We start from the raw sequence: 21,573 nt of genomic DNA, 5'->3' as shown, positions 1-21,573 counted from the left end.
AAAGAAGAAAAAATGATGAAAAAAGATAGTATGAGGATGACAACAGCTCAGTTTGCAAAATTACATGAAGTAAATAAAAGAACACTATTATGTGACGCAGATAATGATCCGGATCAGGGATTAGTGTTTATAAATTTTTTAGAAAAGAATTAGCACTCTTCTCTTGACGTGGCTAATAATGAATGCTATATTACGTGTAGAACAATGAAACAAGTAGTGAGGAGGAGTTGCTATGAATATAAATAAATTTACACAGAATTCAATGCAGGCAGTGCAGAATTGTGAAAAGATTGCGTATGATTATGGCAATCAGGAGCTTGCGCAGGAGCATTTATTATATGCGCTGGTTACGCAGGATGACAGTCTGATCTTAAAATTGTTGGAAAAGATGAGCATTCAGGGACCTCTGTTTATTAACAGAGTAGAAGAGCTTTTGAATAAGCGTCCGAAAGTACAGGGCGGGCAGGTGTTTGTCGGTCAGGATCTGAACAATGCACTGATCCATGCAGAGGATGAAGCAAAGCAGATGGGCGATGAGTATGTGTCTGTAGAGCATATTTTCCTTTCTTTACTGAAATATGCAAGCAGAGATTTAAAGCCGTTATTTCGTGAGTTTGGAATCAGCCGGGAAGGTTTTCTGCATGCACTTTCTACTGTGCGTGGAAACCAGAGAGTGACCAGTGACAATCCGGAAGCAACGTATGATACGTTAAACAAATATGGACAGGATCTGGTGGAGCGGGCAAGAGATCAGAAGCTGGATCCGGTCATTGGACGTGACGAAGAGATTCGAAATGTGATCCGGATCCTGTCGCGTAAGACAAAGAACAATCCGGTCCTGATCGGAGAGCCTGGTGTCGGTAAAACGGCAGCCGTAGAAGGGCTGGCACAGCGGATCGTCAGCGGAGATGTTCCTGAGGGACTGAAAGATAAGACGATTTTTGCATTGGATATGGGAGCTCTGGTTGCAGGAGCAAAATACAGAGGAGAATTTGAAGAGCGTCTGAAAGCCGTTCTGGAAGAAGTGAAGAACAGTGACGGCAAGATCATTCTGTTTATTGATGAATTGCATACCATTGTGGGAGCAGGTAAGACAGATGGTGCCATGGATGCGGGAAATATGTTAAAGCCAATGCTGGCAAGAGGCGAGCTGCACTGTATCGGTGCGACGACACTGGATGAGTATCGTCAGTATATTGAGAAAGATGCGGCTCTGGAGAGACGTTTCCAGCCGGTCATGGTGGAAGAGCCGAGTGTGGAAGATGCGATTTCTATTTTAAGAGGACTCAAAGAGCGTTATGAAGTCTTCCACGGAGTGAAGATCACAGACAGTGCGCTTGTGGCAGCAGCAACCTTGTCGAATCGATATATTTCTGACCGTTTCCTGCCGGATAAGGCCATTGATCTGGTGGATGAAGCCTGTGCGCTGATCAAGACAGAGCTGGATTCCATGCCGACAGAGCTGGATGAGCTGAGACGCCGTGTGATGCAGCTGGAGATTGAAGAAGAGGCACTGAAAAAGGAAGAGGACCGTTTGAGCAGAGAGCGTCTGGAACATCTGCAGGAAGAGCTGGCAGGACTAAAAGAAGAATATGCAGGTAAGAAAGTACAGTGGGAGAATGAAAAGACATCTGTAGAGCGGGTACAGAAGGTCAGAGAAGAGATCGAGCAGGTCAATAAAGAGATCCAGAAAGCGCAGCGGGAATACGATCTGAACAAAGCGGCGGAATTGCAGTACGGAAGACTTCCGCAGCTGCAGAAACAGCTGGAGGAAGAGGAAGAAAAGGTAAAGGCAAAAGATCTTTCTCTGGTGCATGAGGCTGTGACAGATGAGGAGATTGCAAGAATCATTTCCCGGTGGACAGGAATTCCGGTGGCAAAACTCAACGAGAGTGAGAGAAGCAAGACGCTGCATCTGGGAGACGAGCTGCACCGAAGAGTCATCGGACAGGACGAAGGAGTGGAGCTGGTAACAGAAGCGATTATCCGTTCCAAAGCAGGAATCAAAGATCCGACCAAACCGATTGGTTCTTTCTTATTCCTGGGACCTACCGGAGTTGGAAAGACAGAACTTGCCAAGGCACTTGCTCAGAGTCTGTTTGACGATGAGAATAACATGGTCCGCATTGATATGAGTGAATACATGGAGAAGTATTCCGTGTCCAGACTGATCGGAGCGCCTCCGGGATATGTCGGATATGACGAAGGCGGACAGCTCACAGAGGCAGTCAGAAGAAAACCGTATTCTGTTGTATTATTTGATGAGATCGAGAAAGCCCATCCGGATGTATTCAATGTCCTGCTTCAGGTGCTGGATGACGGAAGGATTACGGATTCACAGGGCAGAACCGTAGACTTTAAGAATACGATCCTGATCATGACTTCCAATATCGGGGCGAATTATCTTCTGGAAGGAATCCGGGAAGACGGCACGATCGAAGAATCATATCAGAATCTGGTCATGAATGACTTAAGAGCACATTTCAGACCGGAATTTTTGAACCGGCTGGATGAAATAATTATGTTTAAACCATTGACGAAATCCAATATTCATGCCATCATTGATTTGTTAGTAAAAGATGTCAACAAGCGTCTGGCAGACAAAGAACTCTCCATTGAGCTGACGGATGCTGCGAAGAATTTCGTAGTGGAAGGCGGATATGATCCGATGTACGGAGCAAGACCGCTGAAGAGATATCTCCAGAAGAATGTGGAGACGCTGGCAGCAAAACTGATCCTTGCAGGAAATGTGGGCAGAGGAGATCGGATTGAGATTGATGTTGTTGACGGAAAATTAGAGGCAAAAGTGAAAGGACAGATCGTCGCATGACACCCGTTATTTTCCATATAGATGTCAACTCGGCTTATTTAAGCTGGACTGCAGTCGAACAATTAAAAAATGGTGCCGGAACAGATTTGCGTATGATCCCGTCGATCATCGGCGGAGATCAGAAATCCCGTCATGGGGTTGTTCTCGCAAAGTCAATTCCGGCAAAAAGATATGGCATCCGCACAGGGGAACCTGTTGCGAATGCCTTTCGTAAGTGTCCGAATCTGGTGATGGAACCGCCGGATCATAAGATGTACCGGGAAAAAAGCCGGATGCTGATGGACTATCTTCGGATATTTACGAAAGAAATCGAACAGGTCAGTGTGGATGAGTGCTATGTGGATATGACACAGGCGATGGAAGGTTTCTGTTCCCCGGTTGATGCGGCTATGTTGATCAAGAACGGAGTTCGGGAGAAGTTCGGTTTTACGGTCAATGTGGGAATTTCTTCGAATAAGCTGCTGGCAAAGATGGCTTCGGATTTTGAAAAGCCCGACAAGGTACATACCTTGTTTCCGGAAGAAATCCGTGTAAAAATGTGGCCTCTTCCGATTGGAGAACTGTATATGGCAGGGCATTCCAGTGTGGAGATCCTGAAAAAGCTGGAAATTCTGACGATTGGAGATCTGGCACAGGCAGATCCCAGACTGATCACGCTGCATTTGAAGAGCCATGGACAGATGCTCTGGGAGTTTGCAAACGGAATCGATCATTCCAGTGTACAGTCACAGCAGGCAGAAGCAAAAGGGGTTGGAAATTCTACGACATTGTCAAAGGATGCAGAAACACTGGAAGAAATCCGTCCGGTCTTTGCACATCTGGCAGCGAGTGTTGGTGAAAGGCTGAAAAAAGCCGGTCAGAAAGCATCCATGGTCAGTATGGAAATCAAATATTATGATTTCCGAAAGATTTCGCATCAGAAACAGCTGATGCGGCCGACATCGGATCAGAATGTTCTTTACGAGAGTGCCTGTGAACTGTTTGAAGAAGTATGGACAGGTGAACCGGTCCGCCTGCTTGGAATCCGGACGGCAAAACTGGTGGATGAAAAAGAGCCTATGCAGCTATCTATTTTTGATATTGAGATCCCCAAGCCTTTGGATGAGAAGCATCAGAAATTAAAAGATGCGATGGAGAAGCTGGATGCCCGTTTTGGAAAAGGGACTGTCATTAAGGCAAGTCTGATGAAAAAAGAACCGGATACAAAAGAGAAAGACGAAAAGAGAAGATAAATGAGACGAAATTATAATCTGGAGATCATACGGATGATTTCCTGCATTTTTGTGATTGTGATCCATGTGACCAATTATTTTTGTAGGGCATATGGAGAAATTACACAGAGTGAGTATTTGTTTGCACTTTTACTGGATACACTGGCGAGAGTAAGTGTTCCCTGTTTTTTTATGATCTCCGGAGCATTGCTTCTGGGAAGAGAAGAACCGTTGAAAAAACACGGGGAGAGACTGCTTCGTTTTTTGATCGCACTGGTAGTATGGAGTGTAGTGTACTATATCTGGAATCGTGCTTTTATGAAGACAGAATATGATCTGAAAGAGATTCTGTATGTACCGACAGAACCTCATTTGTGGTATCTTTATGCGATGATCCCAATTTATATGGTATTGCCGTTTTTTCAGGTCATGTGCAAAGGAATGAGCGGAAAACTGGAGAGAGCTCTGCTTGTTGTCTGCAGCGCTTCCGTAGTCTTTAACTATGTGGTTTCCCTGCAAAATGGGGAAGCGTATTATGATTTGCCGCTGATCGGAGACAAGGTGTATATGCTTTATATTTTTATCGGGTATTTTATTTATAAGTACCGGAGATATATCCGAATCAGTCAGAAATGGGCAGCTGCAATTTTTATCGGCTGTATGACCGGCGTGTTTGCTCTGACAGTCTTTATCACACAGCGGTCAGGGGAGCATTATGAACGGGTTCTGGAATACGGATGTCCACTCATCGTACTTGCAGGCGCTGCATTTTTTATGATTCTTATTCGCTGGCAGGACTGTGAGATCCGTCTGAAAGAAAGGACAAGAAGACTTCTTGATATCGGTTGCGGATGTTCGTTTGGGATCTATCTGATCCACATTCTTTTTCTGGATGGATATAAAAAATATGCAGAACCGGCTACTGTATCTGCGTGGATTGCAGTGCCGGTCCTGATTGCCGGAATCGGAGGTCTATCCTTTCTGTGTATTACGCTTCTTCGAAGAAGCCGTATCGGACGGGCGATTACGTAATACAAGGTATGTGATGCCGCATCCTGTCAGGATTCCGATGCTGTCTACAAATACATCTGTAATCTGGGGAGACCTGCCGGGAATAAAGGACTGGTGGAATTCGTCCCCGGATGCGCAGATGACACAGAATAAAAATAGAGCCAAAAGCAGTTTTTTTCCACGAAGACCATAGGTATAAAGCGGCAGGGCAGCCAGCAGAGTCAGGATCAGGTATTCCGTGGCGTGGGCTGCTTTGCGCAGAGGATATTCGATTTTTTCGGTATAATGTTCGATTGTCTCTTCCGCCAAGTCCTGATGAAAGAGGGTATCACAGACAGTGACGATCTGCCTGCTTACTTTTTGGCTCAATCCACCGGAAGTTGTTCCGTTCTGATTGGAAAATCCAAAGATGGTACAGAGCATGACAATGACCGGAAGAATGGTCAGAGGTTTTAAAATAGATTTCCATCGTTCTTGTTTCATATCTGAAAACTCCTTTGTATTCAAACTGATACTAATTGTAACATTGCGGATGAGATGTGGCAATGTTTTATCTGCCGGAAAGCCAAACCTTACAAAAACGTAAGACAACAGTTGTGATTTGTAATGTGAATCAATGGAACAAGCTTCTGTGTTCCAGTTATAATAAACGAGAAGTAAGAAAACGGGAGAAATGAAAGGAAGGAATGACGATGACATTACTGGAAGTAAAGAATCTGAAAAAAATATATACCACACGATTTGGAGGAAATCAGGTACAGGCGCTTTCCAATGTGAACTTTTCGGTGGAGGAGAAAGAATATGTAGCGATCATGGGAGAGTCCGGATCCGGAAAGACAACACTTTTAAATATTCTGGCAGCGCTGGATAAACCAACATCCGGGAAGGTGTACCTGAAAGGAAGAGATCTGGGAGAGATCCGCAATAAAGAAATGGCAGCATTTCGCCGGCAGAATCTGGGATTTGTATTTCAGGATTTCAATCTTCTGGATACATTTTCTCTGGAGGACAATATCTATCTTCCGATGGTACTTTCCGGCAAAAAGTATCCGGAGATGAGTCAGAAACTCAAACCAATTGCACAGCAGCTTGGAATCACTCAACTTTTGAAGAAGTTTCCATATGAAGTATCCGGCGGTCAGAAACAAAGGGCGGCAGTGGCAAGAGCGCTGATCACGCAGCCCAAGCTGATCCTTGCAGATGAGCCGACGGGCGGTGCGTAGTTAGTAGAAACAAGATCATAAAAAAACAATATCCATTTCTCCGTCCTCGTGAACAGTGATTGACTGCACGAAGGACTTCCAGAAAGCATTCTTCTCCTGCGGAGAAAATGTTCTGTATATCTCCTCATAATCCTGTTCAAGCAGCTTCTTCAGATCAGCAAGATCACGAGAAGGAGCAACAACAATGGAATCCAGTTCTTTCAGTTTCTCCTGAAAAGCGGAATAATCCCTTTTATATGTATCACGATCAATCAAGTCATCCATGTACAGTTCATACAGTTTCTGCATCTTAGTTCGTATCTTCGCAGCTTCAGCAGCAGGATTCTTCCGAGCAGGGGTTGTTCCGGTCACTTCATATTCTGCCACATACTCGGACAGAGCAGGGCGGATATGTTGGAGAAGGTATTCTTCGACATAATCCTCACGATAACTGCGGTTCCGATCACAACTATGTGACTGATACCTCTGATTGCACCTATACGACGGATAGTGCTTTTCGGTTCCGTCAGAAAGAGTTCGGTGAGTTGTCTGGCCTACAAGATAATGATTGCAGGAAGAACAGATCAGAAGTCCAGTGAAGATATATGTTCGGTTAGAGTAACGCTGACGCACGTTCCGTTTTCCTAAAACCTGAATACGGTCGAATCGCTCTGGCTCGATTAGAGGCTCGCAAAAATCAGGGTCATCACGATACATCCCTTTATACAGAGAGTTGCGAAGATTCCGGGAAATAGTGTCATAACACAAATAGATTCCGTATTTTTCTTTCAGATAGAGCAACGTCCCCCTCTTGGAATTGGTCTGCTCAAAATGATCGAACATATCAAGAGCAAATTGCTTCCATTCCGGGTCAATGATAACGTGCTTCTCATCATCCAGTTTCAGACCACGAGGAAGAGAACCGGAAAGATAGGTTTTATTCTTCAGTTTGTACGCAAATACGTCTTTGATTCGATCACTGTCACGATCGCACTCGTCCTGTGCAACGGACAGACGGATGTTGATGTGCAGGCGGCCGTTCGTGGTGGTGGTGTCGTAGGACTCCGTGATCGCCTTCCACTGGACTCCGTTCTCTTCAAGTATCTCCTGAATTTTGTGATAGTCTCCGATGTTCCTGAACCAACGGTCAAGTTTTGTGAACAGAATCATGTCAAAGCTGCGAGAGCGGACACCATCAAGAAGGCGGACAAATTCCTTCCGGCGAGTGAATTTCTTCCGGGCAGTCAGGGCCTCGTCGACGAAAGTGTCAACCAGCACCATGCGATTCACTTTGATGAACTCATCGAGGAGAGCGTCCTGCGCTTCCAGAGTGTCACCATGAAGAACCTGACCGTCATGGGAACAACGTATATATTTAACAACACGCAGGCCGAAGAGTTCCGGTTGCGGTCTGAAGTATGTACTATTCATAAAAACCTTCTTTCTGCCGTAAAAAAGCGTAAAAAAATAAAGCTATGCAGCAGCACAACTTCGTGGTAGAATAAAGGTTGCGAATCAGTATTCTATGAAGTTATGTGCTGCATAGGACACAGTGGAAACGGCTGTCTTTGGCGAGATGGCCGTTTTTATTTTACTTGAATTTATTAAGGGAAGACGGAATCCCTAATGCTTTTTCTTTATACCGCAATAGTTCAATCGCGTCTTTGCGTTCCATGTACCGAGGGATAAGAACACCGAGGCTGACAGCATACTTCAAAACATCCAGCGGAATCACTTCAGGAAAGCAAGGCTTTTCATCGAAGTGATGCGTGATAATGTTGGTTGCTTCAACTTTGGTTATACCTTCAGGAACAGGGAGCTTTTCTTTTGCCATCAGTGCAAGCTGCGAATTTGTGACTGGTTCATCGCACGGATGACATTCTTCAAAGGGAGCAACAAGAGAACTTCGAGACAGAATCTCCTGTTCAGATTCCCATGAGCCACAGACTACCCGAACCGTCTTCTTCCTATTCGTTTTCGGATTGATACCGCGAACTTCATATGTAAGGCAACGGTGCGGAGGATTTTGCCTGCGTTCATCGTATAATTTCTCTTGTTTCTTCAAAAAATGATTAACGAGAAATCCCATATAAACTCCTCCACTATGTAAGCCGCCAAAATAAAGACATCGCATAATAGGAGGTATTACGCATGGAAGTCTTAACATGGCAGGCGCGTATCAAAAAGAATGTAACACTGAAGCAGTTGGAGCAAATGACCGGAATCAGCAAAACGACACTGAATACGATTGAGAACGGTCAGACATCTCCGACGCTCCGACAACTGGAAGCAATAGCAATCGCACTGAACACGAAAATCAGCGAACTCTACGACTCCGAATATAAATAAGTATATCACATGAGCTGCGATGATGCGCAGATCACAGAACGATTTCCGTAATTACGGAAACGAGAGCCGAACCCATTCACGAAGCCTGAAAAAAATGGTAATATTTTCAAAAGGAGGCGATGAAAATGGATATTCGGCAGAAAATAATCGGACTGCTGAACAAGATAGACTCTGAAACTCTCCTGAAGAGAATATATGAGTTTATCAAGTACATATACATATATCAGTAGCCGACACGAAGAGAAGGGAATCCAGATGGGTTCCCTTTTTATTTTTTCTCTTCTGAAGTATTCCTTTTCTGAATAAGGTCCTTCGCCCTTGCTTTTATGCCATCCCTCACATCCTTCGGAAGTCCGACATATAACTCGACGATGAATCGGTCGAGGTCATCAAGTTCGTACTGCGAGCAGAGTTCATCAAGAACTGTCTGCGGCAGATCGGAAAACATCTCACCTTCTCCATCCATAAGCCAGTCATAATTCACATTGTATTCTCGACAAATCAGTTTGACCATCTGGTCGGATAAGTTGACTCTATCTTTTTCTATTTTAGAAATCGCAGACTTCTGAACTCCCAACTTTTCCCCGAATTTATCCATTGTCAAACCTAATGCTTTTCGTATTTCAAGGACACGCTCGCCTTGCGTCATGTTGCTCACCTCTCTTTCTGTATTTCTTCTATAACAATACCACGCAAAAAATAAAAGGTCAATAATAAAAGTTGAATTAAGACACAAAAATATGTTGACAAAGTGGAGCTAAGACACTATAATATGTCTTGAAGACACAGAGAAACACACATCATCATAAAGGAGGCAACAACAGTGACAACGATTCAGGTATACAGAAATCGAAGGAACTCAAACAAATACATAGAAGTGCATAACGATGGACACTATCACAATTCATTAAAACAGTATCTGTACTGGGAAAGAAACGTCATTACAGGCGAACCGCTCCCGGAACCAGTGAAGAACATCACCGGAGACAGACGGCTCCATCGTTGGAGAAAAGCGAACCTGAAGGAACTGCTCGAAGATTACGAGCCAGTAACAGCATAAAGAAAGGAGGAACACACATGGCAGCAGCAACTTTTGAAATGGATAACAAGGAACTGAAGAAACAAACCGAAGACATTGAGGAAATGATTTCACTGCTGAAGCAGCTGACCAGCGGCGAGAAGCGTGAAGTCAAAGGAATCATGATCGGATTGCAGATGGCAAAGCAGGCAGGACTGACTGCATAGAACAGGCCCCGGCGGAAATGCCGGGGAGTACATAAGGAGAACAGATATGTGGATTGCGAAAGTAATGTCAGTTACAACAGATCAGGAAGGCAACGAACAGCTATATGTGACAAGCTATTCAGGCAACGAAAGCCTGAAAACCACATATAAAGAGGCGATGAAAGCCTGCAAGAAGAAAAAGATCGGACTCGTTGCTTTTTACAATAACATGACCGCAGAAGAAATATATTACGACGATGCAACGAAAAAAGAAACTAGAGCAGAGTATCAGATTTCAAAAGGACTGCTCGGAGGAATATTGCTATACGGAAGAAATCACAAGAAACTCTGCACAATCAGGGAAAACAAGGAGGAGCAGGCATGACGACGAAAGAACAGGAAAGACAGGCAATCGAAAAGATCAGAAAGATCGTGGAAGGACTCGGAGAAAACAGTTACGTCGGATTCGCGATGGAGGGAGTTCTGGAACTGGCAGAGGACAACATTCGAGAAGATACTGCGTACAGCATGAAGAAAAACGCAGAGATTGCGTGGGAGAGAGAAGACAAAGCAGAGAAAGAGAACAAAGACCTGAAGAAAGAGGTTGAAGACCTGAAGAAGACCGTCGAGAAGAGAGAAGCAACCATTTCAGAACTGAACACGGAACTTTGCAATGCGAGAGCAGAGGCAAAGGCGAACGAGATTCCTGAAGAACTGGTGCAGGAGATGTATTGCATGGCCTACGACAAGGAAGCGGAGGCAGACGGAAAGATGGAAAAGGCAGCAGATCGGATGGCAGCGGTAATCGTTGCCGGAGAAGATGCGTGTGGATTCGCAGAGGAGTACAAGAAGCAGAAAGAAAACCGGAGCAGATACAGGAAAGTGATGGAGGAACTGGATAAGAGAGAAAGACGAAGGGCAGGAAGAGAATGAGAAAGAAATATTACCATGCAGCAACACCGGAGACGATGAAGAAGATTATTGCTGACGGAGTAGTGAAAAGAGGATGGGACGGTTGCGTGTACCTCTGCGAAAAGCCACAGGACGCAGCGAAGTTCGTGGCAATCAGAGGACACGATGAAGTGGCAGTGATAGAAGTGATTCTTCCAGCAAACAAGGTGAAGGAATCATTTGACCATTCAGTCCAGTTCTTCCAGTGCAAAGCATTTATGTATGAAGAAGACATCAAAGTCAGACCAAACGCAGAAGTTGTTGAATACAGTTTCAAGTGAATGAAAGGAGAAGAGGATGTTCATTTTATCACAGGACAAAACAAGGATTTTCAATACGTCAGGTCACATTGAGGGAATCGGATATAAGGAAGAGAACTTCAAGGAGGGGAAGAAAGAAGAAATCAGACACACGATTCAGGTGTTTGGCGGATGCGCCGAAGAGATTGCAGAGTACAAATGCAAAGAAGATTGTCTGCTCGTACTGTATGCGATTTTCAACGCAATAGAGCAGGGAGGTAAAACGGCAGAGCTTCCAACACAGGAGGAAATGAAAGAACAGAGAGAAGCATTGAAACAGTATCTGGAATCAGGAAAGAAACTGACAGAGTGGACAGCAGAACTCCTGAAAGAATTGCTTGATATGTAATAAAAGCCGAAACAGGGCATTCGCCCTGTCTGGACACGACGGCAACGTGTTCACTGATGATGGCAAGCCGAAAGACATTATCGGAGCATCGTGAAAACATGGCGGCGCGTACAGTCTGCCAGAACACTGTATGGATGGATAACAGGTTTTAGCACTTTTTAAGGCGAAAAGGCAGACACGGTGAGAACGCTTGCCAGAAAGAAGGTGGAGGAAGAAAAATGAAATTCATTGATTTTTTTGCCGGAGTCGGAGGGTTCCGCAGAGGAATGGAATTAGCAGGGCATGAATGCGTCGGCTTTTGCGAGTTTGACAAGTTCGCGACTGCAAGCTATACCTCGATGCACCTGCTCACCCAGGAACAGAGAGAGTTCCTGGACAAAATGCCACTGAAACAACGGCAAAAAGAAATATTGAAGGAGGAATACAGAAATGGAGAATGGTATGCAAATGACATTAGAAGGGTGTATGCCGGAGACATTCCAAAAGCAGATTGCTGGTGCTTCGGATTCCCATGTCAGGACATCTCCGTTGCAGGAAAACAGCTTGGATTTCAAGGGAACCGTTCAAGTTTGTTTTTCAGAGTTATGTACCTTATCGGACAACTCGAAGAAGAAAATAGACCCACTTACCTTTTCATTGAGAACGTTAAGAATTTGCTTAGTGTTAATGGAGGATGGGATTTCGCCAGACTGCTCATTGAAATGGAGCGGGGGGGTATGATGCGGAATGGCAGGTGCTCAATTCCAAAGATTTCGGAGTGCCACAGAACAGAGAAAGGTGTTTCATTATCGGACATCTTAGAGGTAGAGGCTCCGCAGAAGTATTTCCTGTCGAAAGAGCAGACAGAGAAGATAGTATTCAAATAATAGGTCACAGGGACGGTTGCAGAAGAAATACGCAGGTATTTGCACAAGATGGAATCACAGAAGCATTAAGCACTTGTCAAGGTGGCGGAAGGGAACACCATGTTGCCTTGCCATGCTTCATTGACTTGTGTCATGAAGGCTCGAAGATGACGGAGCAGGCACGATGCCTGAAGGCAAGATATTACAAAGGAGCTTCGAACCATGCAGGGCAAGATAGCGGAATCGCTATTCCGGTATTAACACCAGACAGGGCAGAGAAACGTCAGAACGGAAGAAGGTTCAAAGAAGATGGAGAACCAATGTTCACACTGACAGGACAGGACCGGCACGGAATCGCGATTGAAGTCAAAGAAGCAACGAAACAAGGTTATGCAGAATGCAGAGTGGGAATTGACAGCGTGAACTTCTCAATGCCAAACAGCAAGACAAGAAGAGGAAGAGTCGGACAAGAAATCGCCAACACACTCGACACGAGTTGCAATCAGGGAATCTTCGTTCAGGTATCGGAAGAACTGGTTGTATATGCGGTCTGGTATGAAAAATATCAATGTTACATAGCAATCAGAAAACTGACACCGAAGGAATGCTTCAGACTGCAAGGATGGACGGATGACTATTTTGAGAAAGCAGAGTTCGTCAATTCAGACAGTCAGCTATACAAGCAGGCAGGAAACGGAGTGACAGTGACCGTCATCGAAGCGATGGCAAGAAAACTCGGACAGCACAGAAAGGAGGAACAAAGGTGAACGACGGACCAATAGTGAGAAGAATTTCATTCGACATTCACGGAGAGTTCATCACGCAGCTTGCGAGAGAATGGTTTTACACCGGAGAAAAGAGCCATGAGAAAGTCATTGAGATTCTGATGGACAGCATGACCGGGACAGATACACCGGAGGCACAGATCAGGAGATATGCAGAAGACATTCTGCTCGGACGCGCCGCTCTGAAGGGGAGCACGGCAGCAGGTACATATCATCTCGAAACATACGAACCGGGAGAAGAAGAGCAGATGCCGCAGAGCATGAACATCTGGAAAGAAGTCGAAAGACAGAAGAAAGCAGAGAAGGACCTGCGGAGGATGATTGAACGGTGGGACGTAGCAATGGACCACATATCGGAAAGCACACAGAGAGAAATCAGAAAGGAACTCGGAGAAGAGACTGCGGAGGATAGACAGCAGGATTCGCTCGACAGTTTAATGAAACGAATGATGGATGAAGAAAATCACACCACAGAGGATTATGGATGGTTAGAGCCGGACGGAACTTTTCATGGAGTGGAATGGGGAGCGCATCAGGAATGGGCGCAGAATTACATGAGCGAAAAATTCCCGGAGGAAGCAATGAACGGAGACATTGACTTGCAGACAAAATGCAATGTCGGCCTGATCGGAGCAGGAGACTGGCTCGTCGAAAGAGGGTGGGTTCTCTTGCACAATCCGAGTCGAGGAATTGCTTTTCCGACAAAGAATCCGGTCAAAGAGTACACAAAGGCACAGAGAGAGTTCCTGTATGACTATTACATGGAAAGAGATTGCAAAAAGGAGGCGAACGCAATATGGCAAGAAGACGAGTGAGAAGCGATGAGGAAAGAAGAATCAGAGCGGACGAAAGACTGAGAGAAGAACTGTCGAGAGGATGCGAGTATTCTGGAACACAGGAGATCGTTCAGGAAACATTCGAGGAGATGAGAGAACAGCTCGGAATGGAAGGAGACTGGGACGAAATAAGCGTGACAGACACAGACAACAGAGGATTTGTTCTTCAGGATGTGATTGAAGAGTTCTATGACCTGATGATCGAGAAAGTTCTGAACTACATCGGTGCAGAGTGATAAAGCAATGAAGGAGGAATCAACATGGCAGTAAGAACACAACCGGATGCGCTGAAGGTATTCGCTGCGATCGCAATGATCGTCAACAGCCGGGAGGATTCAGCAAAAGTGAAATTGACAAGTGTAACCAAAAAGACAGATAGAGAAGAGAAAAGAAGTGCATGAAATGAAAAAGCCTTCGGAATTGCTTGCAGGCTTCCGAAGGCGATTCGTTGACGTTCAGGTCAACACACATCTCGGTATTATTGTACTGCGAACGGCCTGAAAAGTCAATCAAAACAAGCGTCCAGAAGCGGTTCGGCGGACTTGTAATGGATAGTAACACTTCAACGATAAAGAGAAGTGACAGAGGTGATTCAGGATGGAGCAGAGCAGGAGACGGAGAAAGAAGAATGTCTATGTAGAGTATGACTATGAAGAGGCATATCAGAAACAGATTGAGAATCTGGAAGAGGACATCATCAAGAGGATGATGGATGGAGAGAAGATCAAGTATGTGTATGCCACAAAGGAGATCAAAGCAGGGGAGCAGTTGGAAGTCGAGATATATCCAGAGTTCACCAGAAAGAGAGTCGAAGAGATTCCAGAGGAGGGCAGAAGGAAGAAGGATAGACAGGCACAGAGGAACCTGAATGAGAAGAACAGCAGGAAGCAGTGTGAGAGGGTCATCAATGAGAACTTTGGTGACAGAGACATATGGGCCACGTTCACCTATTCAGCAGAGTACACACCTGCAAGCATGAAAGTGGCGAAGAGCCATATGCAGAACTACATCCGCCGCCTGAACTACCAGAGAAAGAAGAGAGGTCTTCCGAACGCTCGGTATGTGTATGTTACGGAGCAAGGAGACAAAGGCAGATGGCATCATCACATCGTACTCGACGGAGACATGGACATGGACACAGTGGAAAGTCTCTGGACATACGGAAAGAGGAATCAGGTTCGCCGCCTTCAGAAAGACGAAAACGGCCTCGTGGGGATGGCGAAATATGTGTCAAAGCCGAAGGGCAAGGGGAAGGACTCTGAAGAAGGAAAATATCAAAAAATCTGGACTCCATCGAAGAACCTGAAGAAACCGGATGAACACAAGAATCATTACAAGACAAAGCAGAGCCATGTGGACAAGATGGTCAACGGTATACTTCCAGTGCAGGAGCATCTGAACAAGTGGTACGCATCAGAGGGTTATGAGTACACGGAATCAGTGATCAAGTACAACAAGTGGAACGGCCAGTATTACATATATGCTCGAATGAGAAAACAGCAGGAGGAGAAAGGAGGGAAGAAGAGTGAGAAGACGAAGAAGAGCAAGGCGAAGAAAGGCGGTCAGAATCGCAAGAGCACTCGCAAGAGGGATTAACTGGAAGAGAGTGGCAACAGTCGTGCTCCTGACCGGAGTTGCGGTGAGCATCGCAAGGTGCGGAAGAGAGAAAGAGATCAATGCACAGGTGATGGCAGCGAAGGAAGAACAGACCAGACAGGAACTGCGGATGCAGCAGGAATATGGTTGCGACATCTATGGTCAGTATGAATATCCATACAACACGATGTCGCAGGATTGGAGCGGAGATCAGGTGGAAGGATTCTACTATCACGAAATAACTGAAGAGTGCAAGAAAGCAGGCGGTCAGTTCCCTGTCATCATGCAGGTGTACACATACATCATCTGCGAGCAGAACGATGTGGATTATGAGATGGTGTTCGCCCTGATTGAAAGGGAGAGCAAGTGCGTGTGGAACGCTGCCGGAGACGGCGGAGCACCTGTCGGACTCATGCAGATCGCAGAGAAATGGCAGCAGGAGCGCATGAAGGAACTGAACTGCACAGACCTGACGCAGCCATTCCAGAACGTGAGAGTCGGGGTGGACATCCTGTCAGAACTTCAGGAGAAGCTGAAGGGAACCGTTCCGGCGGAGCAGTTGCCATATGACGTTCTGGCCGCGTATAACTACGGACTCCGGGGAGCACAGAAAAATCTATGGGCCTATGGGGTGCATGAGTACGAATACAACAGAGCCATTCTGGAAAGGGCGCAGGAACTGAAACAGGAGACGAAGGAAGCAAAGGAGAAAAAGCAGTGAAAGAAGGATATGTGTTGAAAGCGGATGCGGCGAAGCACCTGACACCAGAGCCGATCACATACGAAGCGATGAAGAGAAAGAGCGAAAAAGCTGCACAGACCGCATTGAAAGATGCGAAGGCGAGCATCTTGAACGCAGCAGGAATCGGGAAGGTTGAGGCATACTGCATCAATACCGTGCTTGCAGAACTGAAGCGCAAGGGATTCTCACCGGAACAGGAAGAGTATAAACGCATCAGCAGAGAGACGGCCAGAATGGTCATCAGGGACCGGAAAGGAATCTGGACAAGATACTATACCGACAAGGAAGGTCTGAAAGACTGGCTTCTCTGGAAGCTGGGTCTGAAGAAAGAGACAGTTTTTGATCGGATGAAGCGAATGGGAGTGACCGGAGATGTTCTTCAGGACATGGAACTCCTGACAGGAGGGAAGAAGAGATGAAGACGAAAGAGTTGATTGAGTACCTTCAGGGGTTCGATGCAGAATCCGAAGTGGTGGTCATTGCGGCGAATCCGAAGGAACGGAAGAAGTATGACGGAGAGATGTTCGGAATCACGGACGGAGGGCAGCCGATCTTCTGCATTGAGATCAGCAACGAGTCCGATCTGAATGAGAAAGAGATAGCGGCAGCAGTACAGGATGAAAGAGAGGCAGAGCAGGAATGAATTTGAGATATGCAAAGCGAAGCGAGGACACGGAGCAGATCAACGTGGCATCGTGGGCGGCTTGGAACGAGAGACAGTACCCGGAATTGAAGTGGCTGCATCACATTCCGAACGGAGGCAGCAGAAACAAGGCAGAGGCGGTCAAACTGAAGCAGATGGGAGTGAAGGCAGGTGTCTCTGATCTCTGCCTGCCGTACCCGAAAGGAATTTACTGCGGATTGTACATCGAGATGAAGTTCGGAGACGGAAAGCACCAGAAGTCGCAGAAAGAGTTCCTGACTGACATGGCAGCAGTCGGACACTACGTCGCAACCTGTTACACATCAGAGGATGCGGTGGAGGTGCTGCGAGAGTATTGCGAGTTATTGTCTCCACAGTGGATGAAAGAACCGAACAACAGTGTCTGGAAAGAAGGCACAATCTCGCCACTGAAGAAAAAGTGAGGACAGGAGCATGGATGAATATGCAGCAGTAGTCAGAAAGTTCTATGAGGCGTACAGACCTATCGGGAGAAGATACAACTTGCGTGTTCACAGCAAATTCTCCATGAACAGGCCCGGATTCATCAAGATTTATCAGGGAGACGGTCCCGATCGGAAGCAGATCATCAAAGTCGAAGAGGACGATGACGTTGCTTGCTACAAGAGAGCGATTGATGAACTGGAAAGCTGGGCGAGGAGCCGGGAAGACGAAAATGCGAGATACAGAACAGCATGAGACGAAGTGATTGCGCTTTTCCGTGCGGAAGATGCCTCTGCAACCATTGTGCGAACAACGTGGAAACGATAGACAACTGTACCGGAGAAGCAAAAGAACCTTGCTTCGTCTGCGATGAGTGCAGATGGTACGACGGAGACACAAGACACAAAGATATGTGGAGGCAGGAGTGCGGAGAGTATATCGTGACGAATGAACACGCAGAATGCTTGCGAAGAAAATTGAAATTGATAACAGGAGGACACACATCATGAAAATTATTGCAGTTATGACACAGAAGGGCGGAGTCGGAAAGACGATGACAGCATCATCGCTGGCATACATCCTCGGAGTAGAACACGGAAAGAGAGTGCTCATTGCTGACGCAGATCAGCAGGGGAACATCTCAATGTTGTACGGCAGATTCGAGCCGCAGGGCATCGGAATGTCGGAGTTATTAGAAAAGCACCGGGCGATCGGTGGTACATATAGCACAGAGCAGTTGATTGACGAGACACCATACCAGAACATCAGCATCATTCCGGCGAACGGATTCCTGATGAGAACGAACATGACGCTGCTCCTCTTGGAACAGGACAACCAGATTCTCCGCTTCAAGATGGCGATGGAGGAGATTCAGGACAGATACGATTATTGCATCGTAGACTGCGGACTCCTGATGGACATGACAGTGACGAATGTTCTGGTGGCAGCAGACCTCGTGATTCTTCCGGTGAAGGTCGGAGGGTTCGAGATCGAGGCGATCGTGAACATGGAGGAGCAGTTGGAAGACCTGCGAGGATTCAATCCAGACATCAGGATGAAGCTGCTCATGACGATGCGTCAGAAGAACATGACAAGTCTTCAGGTTGAGGAGTGGTTGAAAGCGTCATCCGGTCAGGATTGCTTCCAGACGGCAATCAGACGCTCGATCGTGGCAGAGAAGGCAACAATGGAGCGCGTACCTCTGCCGAAGTTCTCAAAGAGCGGAATCGTCGCAAAGGATTACAGAGAAGTAGCAGAAGAGTTGCTGAAAGACATGGAGGGATAAAGGATGATGTTCGGAGGATGGTTCAGCGGAGGAGGCAGCATGGCAGGAATGCCAGGAATGATGGTGAACGGCGGTCTGGCCTATGCGGACCGCTGGCCTCCGATGGTGCTCCCTCTTGGCCTGTATAGAGCGGCAGAAGAGGATGACATCCCGAAGAAATGGAGAAACCTCGCAAGACACGCAAGAAAGAAACGGACAAGGAAGAAATGGAAGAACAAGATCAGACGAAGAATCAAGCAACAGCAGAAAGGAGGCAGACGGCATGGAAGGAACGGCAACGATTAGTCTGGACACGCTGGATGAGTTAAGAGCGAAGGCGGAAGAAGCAGAGACGGAGAAGAAACGGAGCGATTGGTTTGTAAAGAAACTGATGAATTGCTACGGATTCGATACAGAAGCATATGACAAAGCACTGAAGGAGATTGACAACGACAGGAACCTGACAGACAAGCAGTGCTCAAAGCTGGTCAGAGAAGCAATGGTGAAGCACCTGAAGATCGTGATTGACCCGGAGGAACTGAAAGAACTGATTCAGGAATACATCGACGAGGAAGCATCGGACGAGCATCTGGACATTGCGAAAGCAAGTATGAAGGAGCTGAAACAGATTCAGGTGGTACTGAAAGAGTAGTTATCCCGGCAGAAAATGTGGATATTGTGAATAAGTCATCAGATACAGAGACGAAGGAGGATAAGTGATGGCAGCAGGATGGAGCGTCATGGACGCAATCAACCGGAACAGCAAAGCGGCAGCAGAAGAAAGACCGAAGGCACGGTTCAGAACCAGAGACATCAGCGTGAAAAAGATGTACAGCAATGACATGAACTTTTATTCCAGACAGGATATTGAGGAGTTGTCGAACCTCATTCTCGCCGTGGGACTGATTGAGAATATGGCAGTTACATATGACCCTTGCGAGAAAGGAGAGTACAGAATCATCTCTGGTGAAATGAGATGGAGAGCATTGAACCTTCTGCTCGAAAAAGGGTATTCAGAGTTCGAGGTGGCAACGTGTCAGATTCTGACACCTGCCGAAGAACACGAGGAGATGGTGCAGATCATCGTTGCGAACTCATACAGAACGAAGAACATCAAAGATCAGCTTGAAGAAGCACAGAAGCTGAAAGAGTCCTTGCAGTACATGAAAGAGCACGGACTGACACTTCAGGGAATGAAACTGGATGGAAAGAAGATCAGAGATGTTGTGGCGAACATTATGAAACTGTCAGGAACGAAGGTGGCACAGATTGATGGAATCAACAGCAATTTGTTGCCGGAGTTCGTGGAGCAGTTGAAAGAAGGCAAGCTGACGTTCTCTGCTGCATATGAACTCTCTGGAATGCCGAAAGAAGATCAGGAGGAGATGCTGAAGGCACATGAAGAGGGTGAGGCCCCGACATGGAAAGAGGTCAGAGAAGCGAAGCGGACAGAACCGGAAGAGATGTCAGAGTCTGACACGTTACCGGGACAGATGGAATATCCGAAGGACTATGAGGAACCGGAGGACGAAGAAGAGTCCGATCAGGAAGAAGAACAGGAGCATGAGGAAGAGTGGGAGCAGGCGCATCCAGAGAGCATCACATCATTGTGCTACTCATGCAAGAGATACGCAGATTGTAACGTGAAGACAGGAACCTGCGAGAACTGCGATCAGTATGTCAACAAGGCAGAGGCGGAGAAAACAGACGAGCAGAGGTACGATGAGGAGCAGGCAGCTATCGACAGAGAAACAGCCAGAAAGCTGCGCGAGCAGGAGCAGGAAGAGAAGATGAACAATCTCCCATCTGATAGCAGGGAGGAAAAGGAGTACATCAGACTCTCCACGGACACCTTCGAGGATGTGATCGCTGGAAGAAGACCATACCTGATTCTGAAAAATGACAAGATCAGAACCGGAATGATCGTGAGCGCGCTTGAATTTATGCAGGGCAGAGCAACCGGAAGAGAACTGGCACTGGAAATCGTCTGCATGGACGATGCAGGAACATCATCAGCACTGGAAGACGGATATTGTGTCGTAGGCATCCGGCAGCAGGAGATTCTGAAAGAGGCAGGAGCAGATGCAGCAGAGTATGCAGATCAGCCTGCTATGCAGTACGGAGCATAAGGAGGAAAACATGATTTTTATAAATTCACCATTCGCGATTCTGGATGAGGCTTTTCGGAGTCTCTATCCAGACAAGAAATACAAAGCCTGCATTGAACCGAGCATAAAAGACGATGAAGGAAACCAAGTGTTCGGGTTCACGCAGTTCAACAAAGGAGAGACACCAGTCATCGCAATCAGCGCAGAACTGAACATCATGGACGCGACGGAGATATTCGCACATGAACTGGCTCATGTGGCAGCAGGCGAGGGAGCAGGCCACGGAGAAAGATGGGACGAGGAGTTCCAGAGGATATTCGATGAGTACAACCGGATAGGCAAGGAACGGTTCGGAGAAGATGGAAAAGAGATCGAGACAGCACCGGAATACAGAGGCGGATGGATTCGGGCGGAAGATCGGATGCCGGAGAATGACGAAGATGTGCTCGTGTGGTTTGAATATTTCCGATTCGGAGAGTATCAGAGACTCTTCCAGATGGCAGGCATCGGACACACATGGCTAGGTGCGTGGTCAGGGTTCGTGAATGGTTCGTGCGGTTGGAAAGATTTGAGAATTATCGCATGGCAGCCATTACCGGAGCCATACAGAGAGGAGCAGGAAAACAATGGCGAAGAAAATGAATGACGAGGAGATGCTGGAAGCAATGGAACAGGCAGTGAAGATGCACTTCATGGCATTTCAGCAATTTATGAAGCAGACAGGCGGAGACATCGGCCTGTCACTGCAACTGACAACCAGTTACATGGCGGCGATGCTTAAAGGCGCACAAGAGCAGAACGAGAAGGAAGAGAAACTGTTAAAATTGTTGCTTCCGTCAGGGAAAAACAACCTGACGAACTAAAGG

31 protein-coding genes and 1 pseudogene are annotated in these 21,573 nt (G+C 46.6%); 28 read left to right on the top strand and 4 right to left on the bottom strand.

The genetic code is table 11. The features are described from left to right. The first annotated feature begins 232 nt into the window (after positions 1-232). From clpB to FXV78_RS01965, 3 genes are read left to right on the top strand one after another with little or no spacing between them, the layout of a single operon-like run. A complete protein-coding gene (gene clpB / locus FXV78_RS01975) occupies positions 233-2,830 on the top strand; it encodes an ATP-dependent chaperone ClpB (RefSeq protein ID WP_004840165.1) in 2,598 nt (865 codons plus the stop codon). Then, on the top strand, positions 2,827-4,062 hold the full coding sequence (locus FXV78_RS01970; protein WP_004840166.1) for a DNA polymerase Y family protein: 1,236 nt from the start codon (positions 2,827-2,829) through the stop codon (positions 4,060-4,062). Before clpB ends, FXV78_RS01970 begins: the two co-directional genes overlap by 4 nt. Beyond that, the gene (locus FXV78_RS01965) at positions 4,063-5,073 is read left to right on the top strand and encodes an acyltransferase (RefSeq protein ID WP_004840167.1); all 1,011 of its coding nucleotides are present in this window, start codon (positions 4,063-4,065) and stop codon (positions 5,071-5,073) included. On the opposite strand, the gene FXV78_RS01960 is transcribed toward FXV78_RS01965, so the two are convergent. Then, positions 5,014-5,535 carry a VanZ family protein gene (locus FXV78_RS01960; protein ID WP_081448171.1) on the bottom strand — a complete coding sequence of 174 codons (522 nt, stop codon included), beginning with the start codon at positions 5,533-5,535 and terminating at the stop codon, positions 5,014-5,016. The two genes, FXV78_RS01965 and FXV78_RS01960, sit on opposite strands and share 60 nt — an antisense overlap. Positions 5,536-5,744: 209 nt before the next feature. Here FXV78_RS01960 and FXV78_RS01955 point away from each other — a divergent pair. Then, positions 5,745-6,266: pseudogene (locus FXV78_RS01955) on the top strand (ABC transporter ATP-binding protein); the annotation flags it as partial. A 24-nt stretch (positions 6,267-6,290) separates the two neighbouring features. On the opposite strand, the gene FXV78_RS01950 reads toward FXV78_RS01955, so the two are convergent. Further along, on the bottom strand, positions 6,291-7,685 hold the full coding sequence (locus FXV78_RS01950) for a recombinase family protein (RefSeq protein WP_004840171.1): 1,395 nt from the start codon (positions 7,683-7,685) through the stop codon (positions 6,291-6,293). Positions 7,686-7,845: 160 nt separating this feature from the next. After that, a complete protein-coding gene (locus FXV78_RS01945; RefSeq protein WP_004840172.1) occupies positions 7,846-8,343 on the bottom strand; it encodes a hypothetical protein in 498 nt (165 codons plus the stop codon). A gap of 62 nt (positions 8,344-8,405) precedes the next feature. On the opposite strand from FXV78_RS01945, the gene FXV78_RS01940 reads away from it, so the two are divergent. After that, positions 8,406-8,603 carry a helix-turn-helix domain-containing protein gene (locus tag FXV78_RS01940; RefSeq protein ID WP_004840173.1) on the top strand — a complete coding sequence of 66 codons (198 nt, stop codon included), beginning with the start codon at positions 8,406-8,408 and terminating at the stop codon, positions 8,601-8,603. A 268-nt stretch (positions 8,604-8,871) separates the two neighbouring features. Here FXV78_RS01940 and FXV78_RS01935 read toward each other — a convergent pair whose 3' ends face one another. Next, positions 8,872-9,252 carry a helix-turn-helix domain-containing protein gene (locus tag FXV78_RS01935; protein WP_004840175.1) on the bottom strand — a complete coding sequence of 127 codons (381 nt, stop codon included), beginning with the start codon at positions 9,250-9,252 and terminating at the stop codon, positions 8,872-8,874. 174 nt (positions 9,253-9,426) lie between these two features. On the opposite strand from FXV78_RS01935, the gene FXV78_RS01930 reads away from it, so the two are divergent. From FXV78_RS01930 to FXV78_RS01830, 23 genes are all read left to right on the top strand, one after another. Further along, positions 9,427-9,663, top strand: coding sequence for a hypothetical protein (locus FXV78_RS01930; RefSeq protein ID WP_004840176.1), 237 nt, complete (start codon positions 9,427-9,429; stop codon positions 9,661-9,663). A 17-nt stretch (positions 9,664-9,680) separates the two neighbouring features. Then, positions 9,681-9,848 (top strand): hypothetical protein, encoded by a 168-nt coding sequence (locus FXV78_RS17775; protein WP_159308431.1) that lies wholly within the window; start codon positions 9,681-9,683, stop codon positions 9,846-9,848. A gap of 46 nt (positions 9,849-9,894) precedes the next feature. Further along, a complete protein-coding gene (locus tag FXV78_RS01925; protein WP_004840178.1) occupies positions 9,895-10,212 on the top strand; it encodes a hypothetical protein in 318 nt (105 codons plus the stop codon). Beyond that, the gene (locus FXV78_RS01920; protein WP_004840179.1) at positions 10,209-10,760 is read left to right on the top strand and encodes a hypothetical protein; all 552 of its coding nucleotides are present in this window, start codon (positions 10,209-10,211) and stop codon (positions 10,758-10,760) included. Before FXV78_RS01925 ends, FXV78_RS01920 begins: the two co-directional genes overlap by 4 nt. Beyond that, entirely contained in the window at positions 10,757-11,059 is a 303-nt protein-coding gene (locus FXV78_RS01915) for a hypothetical protein (protein WP_004840180.1), read from the top strand. The genes FXV78_RS01920 and FXV78_RS01915 overlap by 4 nt, the downstream gene beginning before the upstream one ends. 16 nt (positions 11,060-11,075) lie before the next feature. Beyond that, on the top strand, positions 11,076-11,426 hold the full coding sequence (locus tag FXV78_RS01910) for a hypothetical protein (protein ID WP_004840181.1): 351 nt from the start codon (positions 11,076-11,078) through the stop codon (positions 11,424-11,426). A 218-nt stretch (positions 11,427-11,644) separates the two neighbouring features. After that, positions 11,645-12,292: a DNA cytosine methyltransferase gene (locus FXV78_RS19020; RefSeq protein WP_004840182.1), complete on the top strand. Its 648-nt coding sequence runs from the start codon at positions 11,645-11,647 to the stop codon at positions 12,290-12,292. Continuing rightward, positions 12,184-13,038, top strand: coding sequence for a DNA cytosine methyltransferase (locus FXV78_RS19015; RefSeq protein WP_322090406.1), 855 nt, complete (start codon positions 12,184-12,186; stop codon positions 13,036-13,038). The genes FXV78_RS19020 and FXV78_RS19015 overlap by 109 nt, the downstream gene beginning before the upstream one ends. Beyond that, positions 13,035-13,871, top strand: coding sequence for a hypothetical protein (locus FXV78_RS01900; RefSeq protein WP_004840184.1), 837 nt, complete (start codon positions 13,035-13,037; stop codon positions 13,869-13,871). The genes FXV78_RS19015 and FXV78_RS01900 overlap by 4 nt, the downstream gene beginning before the upstream one ends. Continuing rightward, positions 13,853-14,128, top strand: coding sequence for a hypothetical protein (locus FXV78_RS01895; RefSeq protein WP_039959130.1), 276 nt, complete (start codon positions 13,853-13,855; stop codon positions 14,126-14,128). Before FXV78_RS01900 ends, FXV78_RS01895 begins: the two co-directional genes overlap by 19 nt. 24 nt (positions 14,129-14,152) lie before the next feature. Continuing rightward, positions 14,153-14,293 (top strand): hypothetical protein, encoded by a 141-nt coding sequence (locus FXV78_RS17770; protein ID WP_004840186.1) that lies wholly within the window; start codon positions 14,153-14,155, stop codon positions 14,291-14,293. 196 nt (positions 14,294-14,489) lie between these two features. Next, entirely contained in the window at positions 14,490-15,488 is a 999-nt protein-coding gene (locus FXV78_RS01890; RefSeq protein WP_004840187.1) for a rolling circle replication-associated protein, read from the top strand. Next, complete coding sequence (locus tag FXV78_RS01885; protein ID WP_233447397.1) at positions 15,418-16,209, top strand: transglycosylase SLT domain-containing protein; 792 nt, start codon at positions 15,418-15,420, stop codon at positions 16,207-16,209. The genes FXV78_RS01890 and FXV78_RS01885 overlap by 71 nt, the downstream gene beginning before the upstream one ends. Then, the gene (locus tag FXV78_RS01880; protein WP_004840189.1) at positions 16,206-16,649 is read left to right on the top strand and encodes a hypothetical protein; all 444 of its coding nucleotides are present in this window, start codon (positions 16,206-16,208) and stop codon (positions 16,647-16,649) included. The genes FXV78_RS01885 and FXV78_RS01880 overlap by 4 nt, the downstream gene beginning before the upstream one ends. Continuing rightward, positions 16,646-16,873, top strand: coding sequence for a hypothetical protein (locus FXV78_RS01875; RefSeq protein ID WP_004840190.1), 228 nt, complete (start codon positions 16,646-16,648; stop codon positions 16,871-16,873). Before FXV78_RS01880 ends, FXV78_RS01875 begins: the two co-directional genes overlap by 4 nt. Then, a complete protein-coding gene (locus FXV78_RS01870) occupies positions 16,870-17,316 on the top strand; it encodes a VRR-NUC domain-containing protein (protein WP_004840191.1) in 447 nt (148 codons plus the stop codon). The genes FXV78_RS01875 and FXV78_RS01870 overlap by 4 nt, the downstream gene beginning before the upstream one ends. Before the next feature lie 10 nt (positions 17,317-17,326). Then, positions 17,327-17,590, top strand: coding sequence for a hypothetical protein (locus FXV78_RS01865; RefSeq protein ID WP_004840192.1), 264 nt, complete (start codon positions 17,327-17,329; stop codon positions 17,588-17,590). Positions 17,591-17,840: 250 nt separating this feature from the next. After that, positions 17,841-18,620 (top strand): ParA family protein, encoded by a 780-nt coding sequence (locus FXV78_RS01855; protein ID WP_039959135.1) that lies wholly within the window; start codon positions 17,841-17,843, stop codon positions 18,618-18,620. A gap of 3 nt (positions 18,621-18,623) precedes the next feature. Next, positions 18,624-18,905, top strand: a complete 282-nt coding sequence (locus FXV78_RS01850; RefSeq protein ID WP_004840195.1) for a hypothetical protein — start codon at positions 18,624-18,626, stop codon at positions 18,903-18,905. Continuing rightward, the gene (locus FXV78_RS01845) at positions 18,883-19,251 is read left to right on the top strand and encodes a hypothetical protein (RefSeq protein ID WP_004840196.1); all 369 of its coding nucleotides are present in this window, start codon (positions 18,883-18,885) and stop codon (positions 19,249-19,251) included. Before FXV78_RS01850 ends, FXV78_RS01845 begins: the two co-directional genes overlap by 23 nt. 67 nt (positions 19,252-19,318) lie before the next feature. Then, on the top strand, positions 19,319-20,728 hold the full coding sequence (locus FXV78_RS01840; RefSeq protein WP_004840197.1) for a ParB/RepB/Spo0J family partition protein: 1,410 nt from the start codon (positions 19,319-19,321) through the stop codon (positions 20,726-20,728). Positions 20,729-20,738: 10 nt separating this feature from the next. Then, positions 20,739-21,353 carry a DUF551 domain-containing protein gene (locus FXV78_RS01835; RefSeq protein ID WP_004840198.1) on the top strand — a complete coding sequence of 205 codons (615 nt, stop codon included), beginning with the start codon at positions 20,739-20,741 and terminating at the stop codon, positions 21,351-21,353. Beyond that, complete coding sequence (locus FXV78_RS01830; protein ID WP_105084791.1) at positions 21,334-21,570, top strand: hypothetical protein; 237 nt, start codon at positions 21,334-21,336, stop codon at positions 21,568-21,570. The genes FXV78_RS01835 and FXV78_RS01830 overlap by 20 nt, the downstream gene beginning before the upstream one ends. The last annotated feature ends 3 nt before the right edge of the window (positions 21,571-21,573 follow it).

The organism is Mediterraneibacter gnavus ATCC 29149 (genome assembly GCF_008121495.1).
Classification (GTDB): Bacteria; Bacillota; Clostridia; order Lachnospirales; family Lachnospiraceae; genus Mediterraneibacter; species Mediterraneibacter gnavus.
Note: the sequence above shows the minus strand (reverse complement) of the source record. Positions and strands in the feature narration are given on the sequence as shown.

Coding starts and splice junctions, on each gene's coding strand:
- FXV78_RS01895 (WP_039959130.1), top strand. CDS start 13,853: ATGGCAAGAAGACGAGTGAGAAGCGATGAGGAAAGAAGAATCAGAGCG.
- clpB (WP_004840165.1), top strand. CDS start 233: ATGAATATAAATAAATTTACACAGAATTCAATGCAGGCAGTGCAGAAT.
- FXV78_RS01840 (WP_004840197.1), top strand. CDS start 19,319: ATGGCAGCAGGATGGAGCGTCATGGACGCAATCAACCGGAACAGCAAA.
- FXV78_RS01920 (WP_004840179.1), top strand. CDS start 10,209: ATGACGACGAAAGAACAGGAAAGACAGGCAATCGAAAAGATCAGAAAG.
- FXV78_RS01960 (WP_081448171.1), bottom strand. CDS start 5,535: ATGAAACAAGAACGATGGAAATCTATTTTAAAACCTCTGACCATTCTT.
- FXV78_RS17775 (WP_159308431.1), top strand. CDS start 9,681: ATGGCAGCAGCAACTTTTGAAATGGATAACAAGGAACTGAAGAAACAA.
- FXV78_RS01970 (WP_004840166.1), top strand. CDS start 2,827: ATGACACCCGTTATTTTCCATATAGATGTCAACTCGGCTTATTTAAGC.
- FXV78_RS01845 (WP_004840196.1), top strand. CDS start 18,883: ATGGAAGGAACGGCAACGATTAGTCTGGACACGCTGGATGAGTTAAGA.
- FXV78_RS01865 (WP_004840192.1), top strand. CDS start 17,327: ATGGATGAATATGCAGCAGTAGTCAGAAAGTTCTATGAGGCGTACAGA.
- FXV78_RS01870 (WP_004840191.1), top strand. CDS start 16,870: ATGAATTTGAGATATGCAAAGCGAAGCGAGGACACGGAGCAGATCAAC.
- FXV78_RS01940 (WP_004840173.1), top strand. CDS start 8,406: ATGGAAGTCTTAACATGGCAGGCGCGTATCAAAAAGAATGTAACACTG.
- FXV78_RS01830 (WP_105084791.1), top strand. CDS start 21,334: ATGGCGAAGAAAATGAATGACGAGGAGATGCTGGAAGCAATGGAACAG.
- FXV78_RS01850 (WP_004840195.1), top strand. CDS start 18,624: ATGATGTTCGGAGGATGGTTCAGCGGAGGAGGCAGCATGGCAGGAATG.
- FXV78_RS01925 (WP_004840178.1), top strand. CDS start 9,895: ATGTGGATTGCGAAAGTAATGTCAGTTACAACAGATCAGGAAGGCAAC.
- FXV78_RS01875 (WP_004840190.1), top strand. CDS start 16,646: ATGAAGACGAAAGAGTTGATTGAGTACCTTCAGGGGTTCGATGCAGAA.
- FXV78_RS01935 (WP_004840175.1), bottom strand. CDS start 9,252: ATGACGCAAGGCGAGCGTGTCCTTGAAATACGAAAAGCATTAGGTTTG.
- FXV78_RS19020 (WP_004840182.1), top strand. CDS start 11,645: ATGAAATTCATTGATTTTTTTGCCGGAGTCGGAGGGTTCCGCAGAGGA.
- FXV78_RS01910 (WP_004840181.1), top strand. CDS start 11,076: ATGTTCATTTTATCACAGGACAAAACAAGGATTTTCAATACGTCAGGT.
- FXV78_RS01950 (WP_004840171.1), bottom strand. CDS start 7,685: ATGAATAGTACATACTTCAGACCGCAACCGGAACTCTTCGGCCTGCGT.
- FXV78_RS01855 (WP_039959135.1), top strand. CDS start 17,841: ATGAAAATTATTGCAGTTATGACACAGAAGGGCGGAGTCGGAAAGACG.
- FXV78_RS01890 (WP_004840187.1), top strand. CDS start 14,490: ATGGAGCAGAGCAGGAGACGGAGAAAGAAGAATGTCTATGTAGAGTAT.
- FXV78_RS01915 (WP_004840180.1), top strand. CDS start 10,757: ATGAGAAAGAAATATTACCATGCAGCAACACCGGAGACGATGAAGAAG.
- FXV78_RS01835 (WP_004840198.1), top strand. CDS start 20,739: ATGATTTTTATAAATTCACCATTCGCGATTCTGGATGAGGCTTTTCGG.
- FXV78_RS17770 (WP_004840186.1), top strand. CDS start 14,153: ATGGCAGTAAGAACACAACCGGATGCGCTGAAGGTATTCGCTGCGATC.
- FXV78_RS01945 (WP_004840172.1), bottom strand. CDS start 8,343: ATGGGATTTCTCGTTAATCATTTTTTGAAGAAACAAGAGAAATTATAC.
- FXV78_RS01965 (WP_004840167.1), top strand. CDS start 4,063: ATGAGACGAAATTATAATCTGGAGATCATACGGATGATTTCCTGCATT.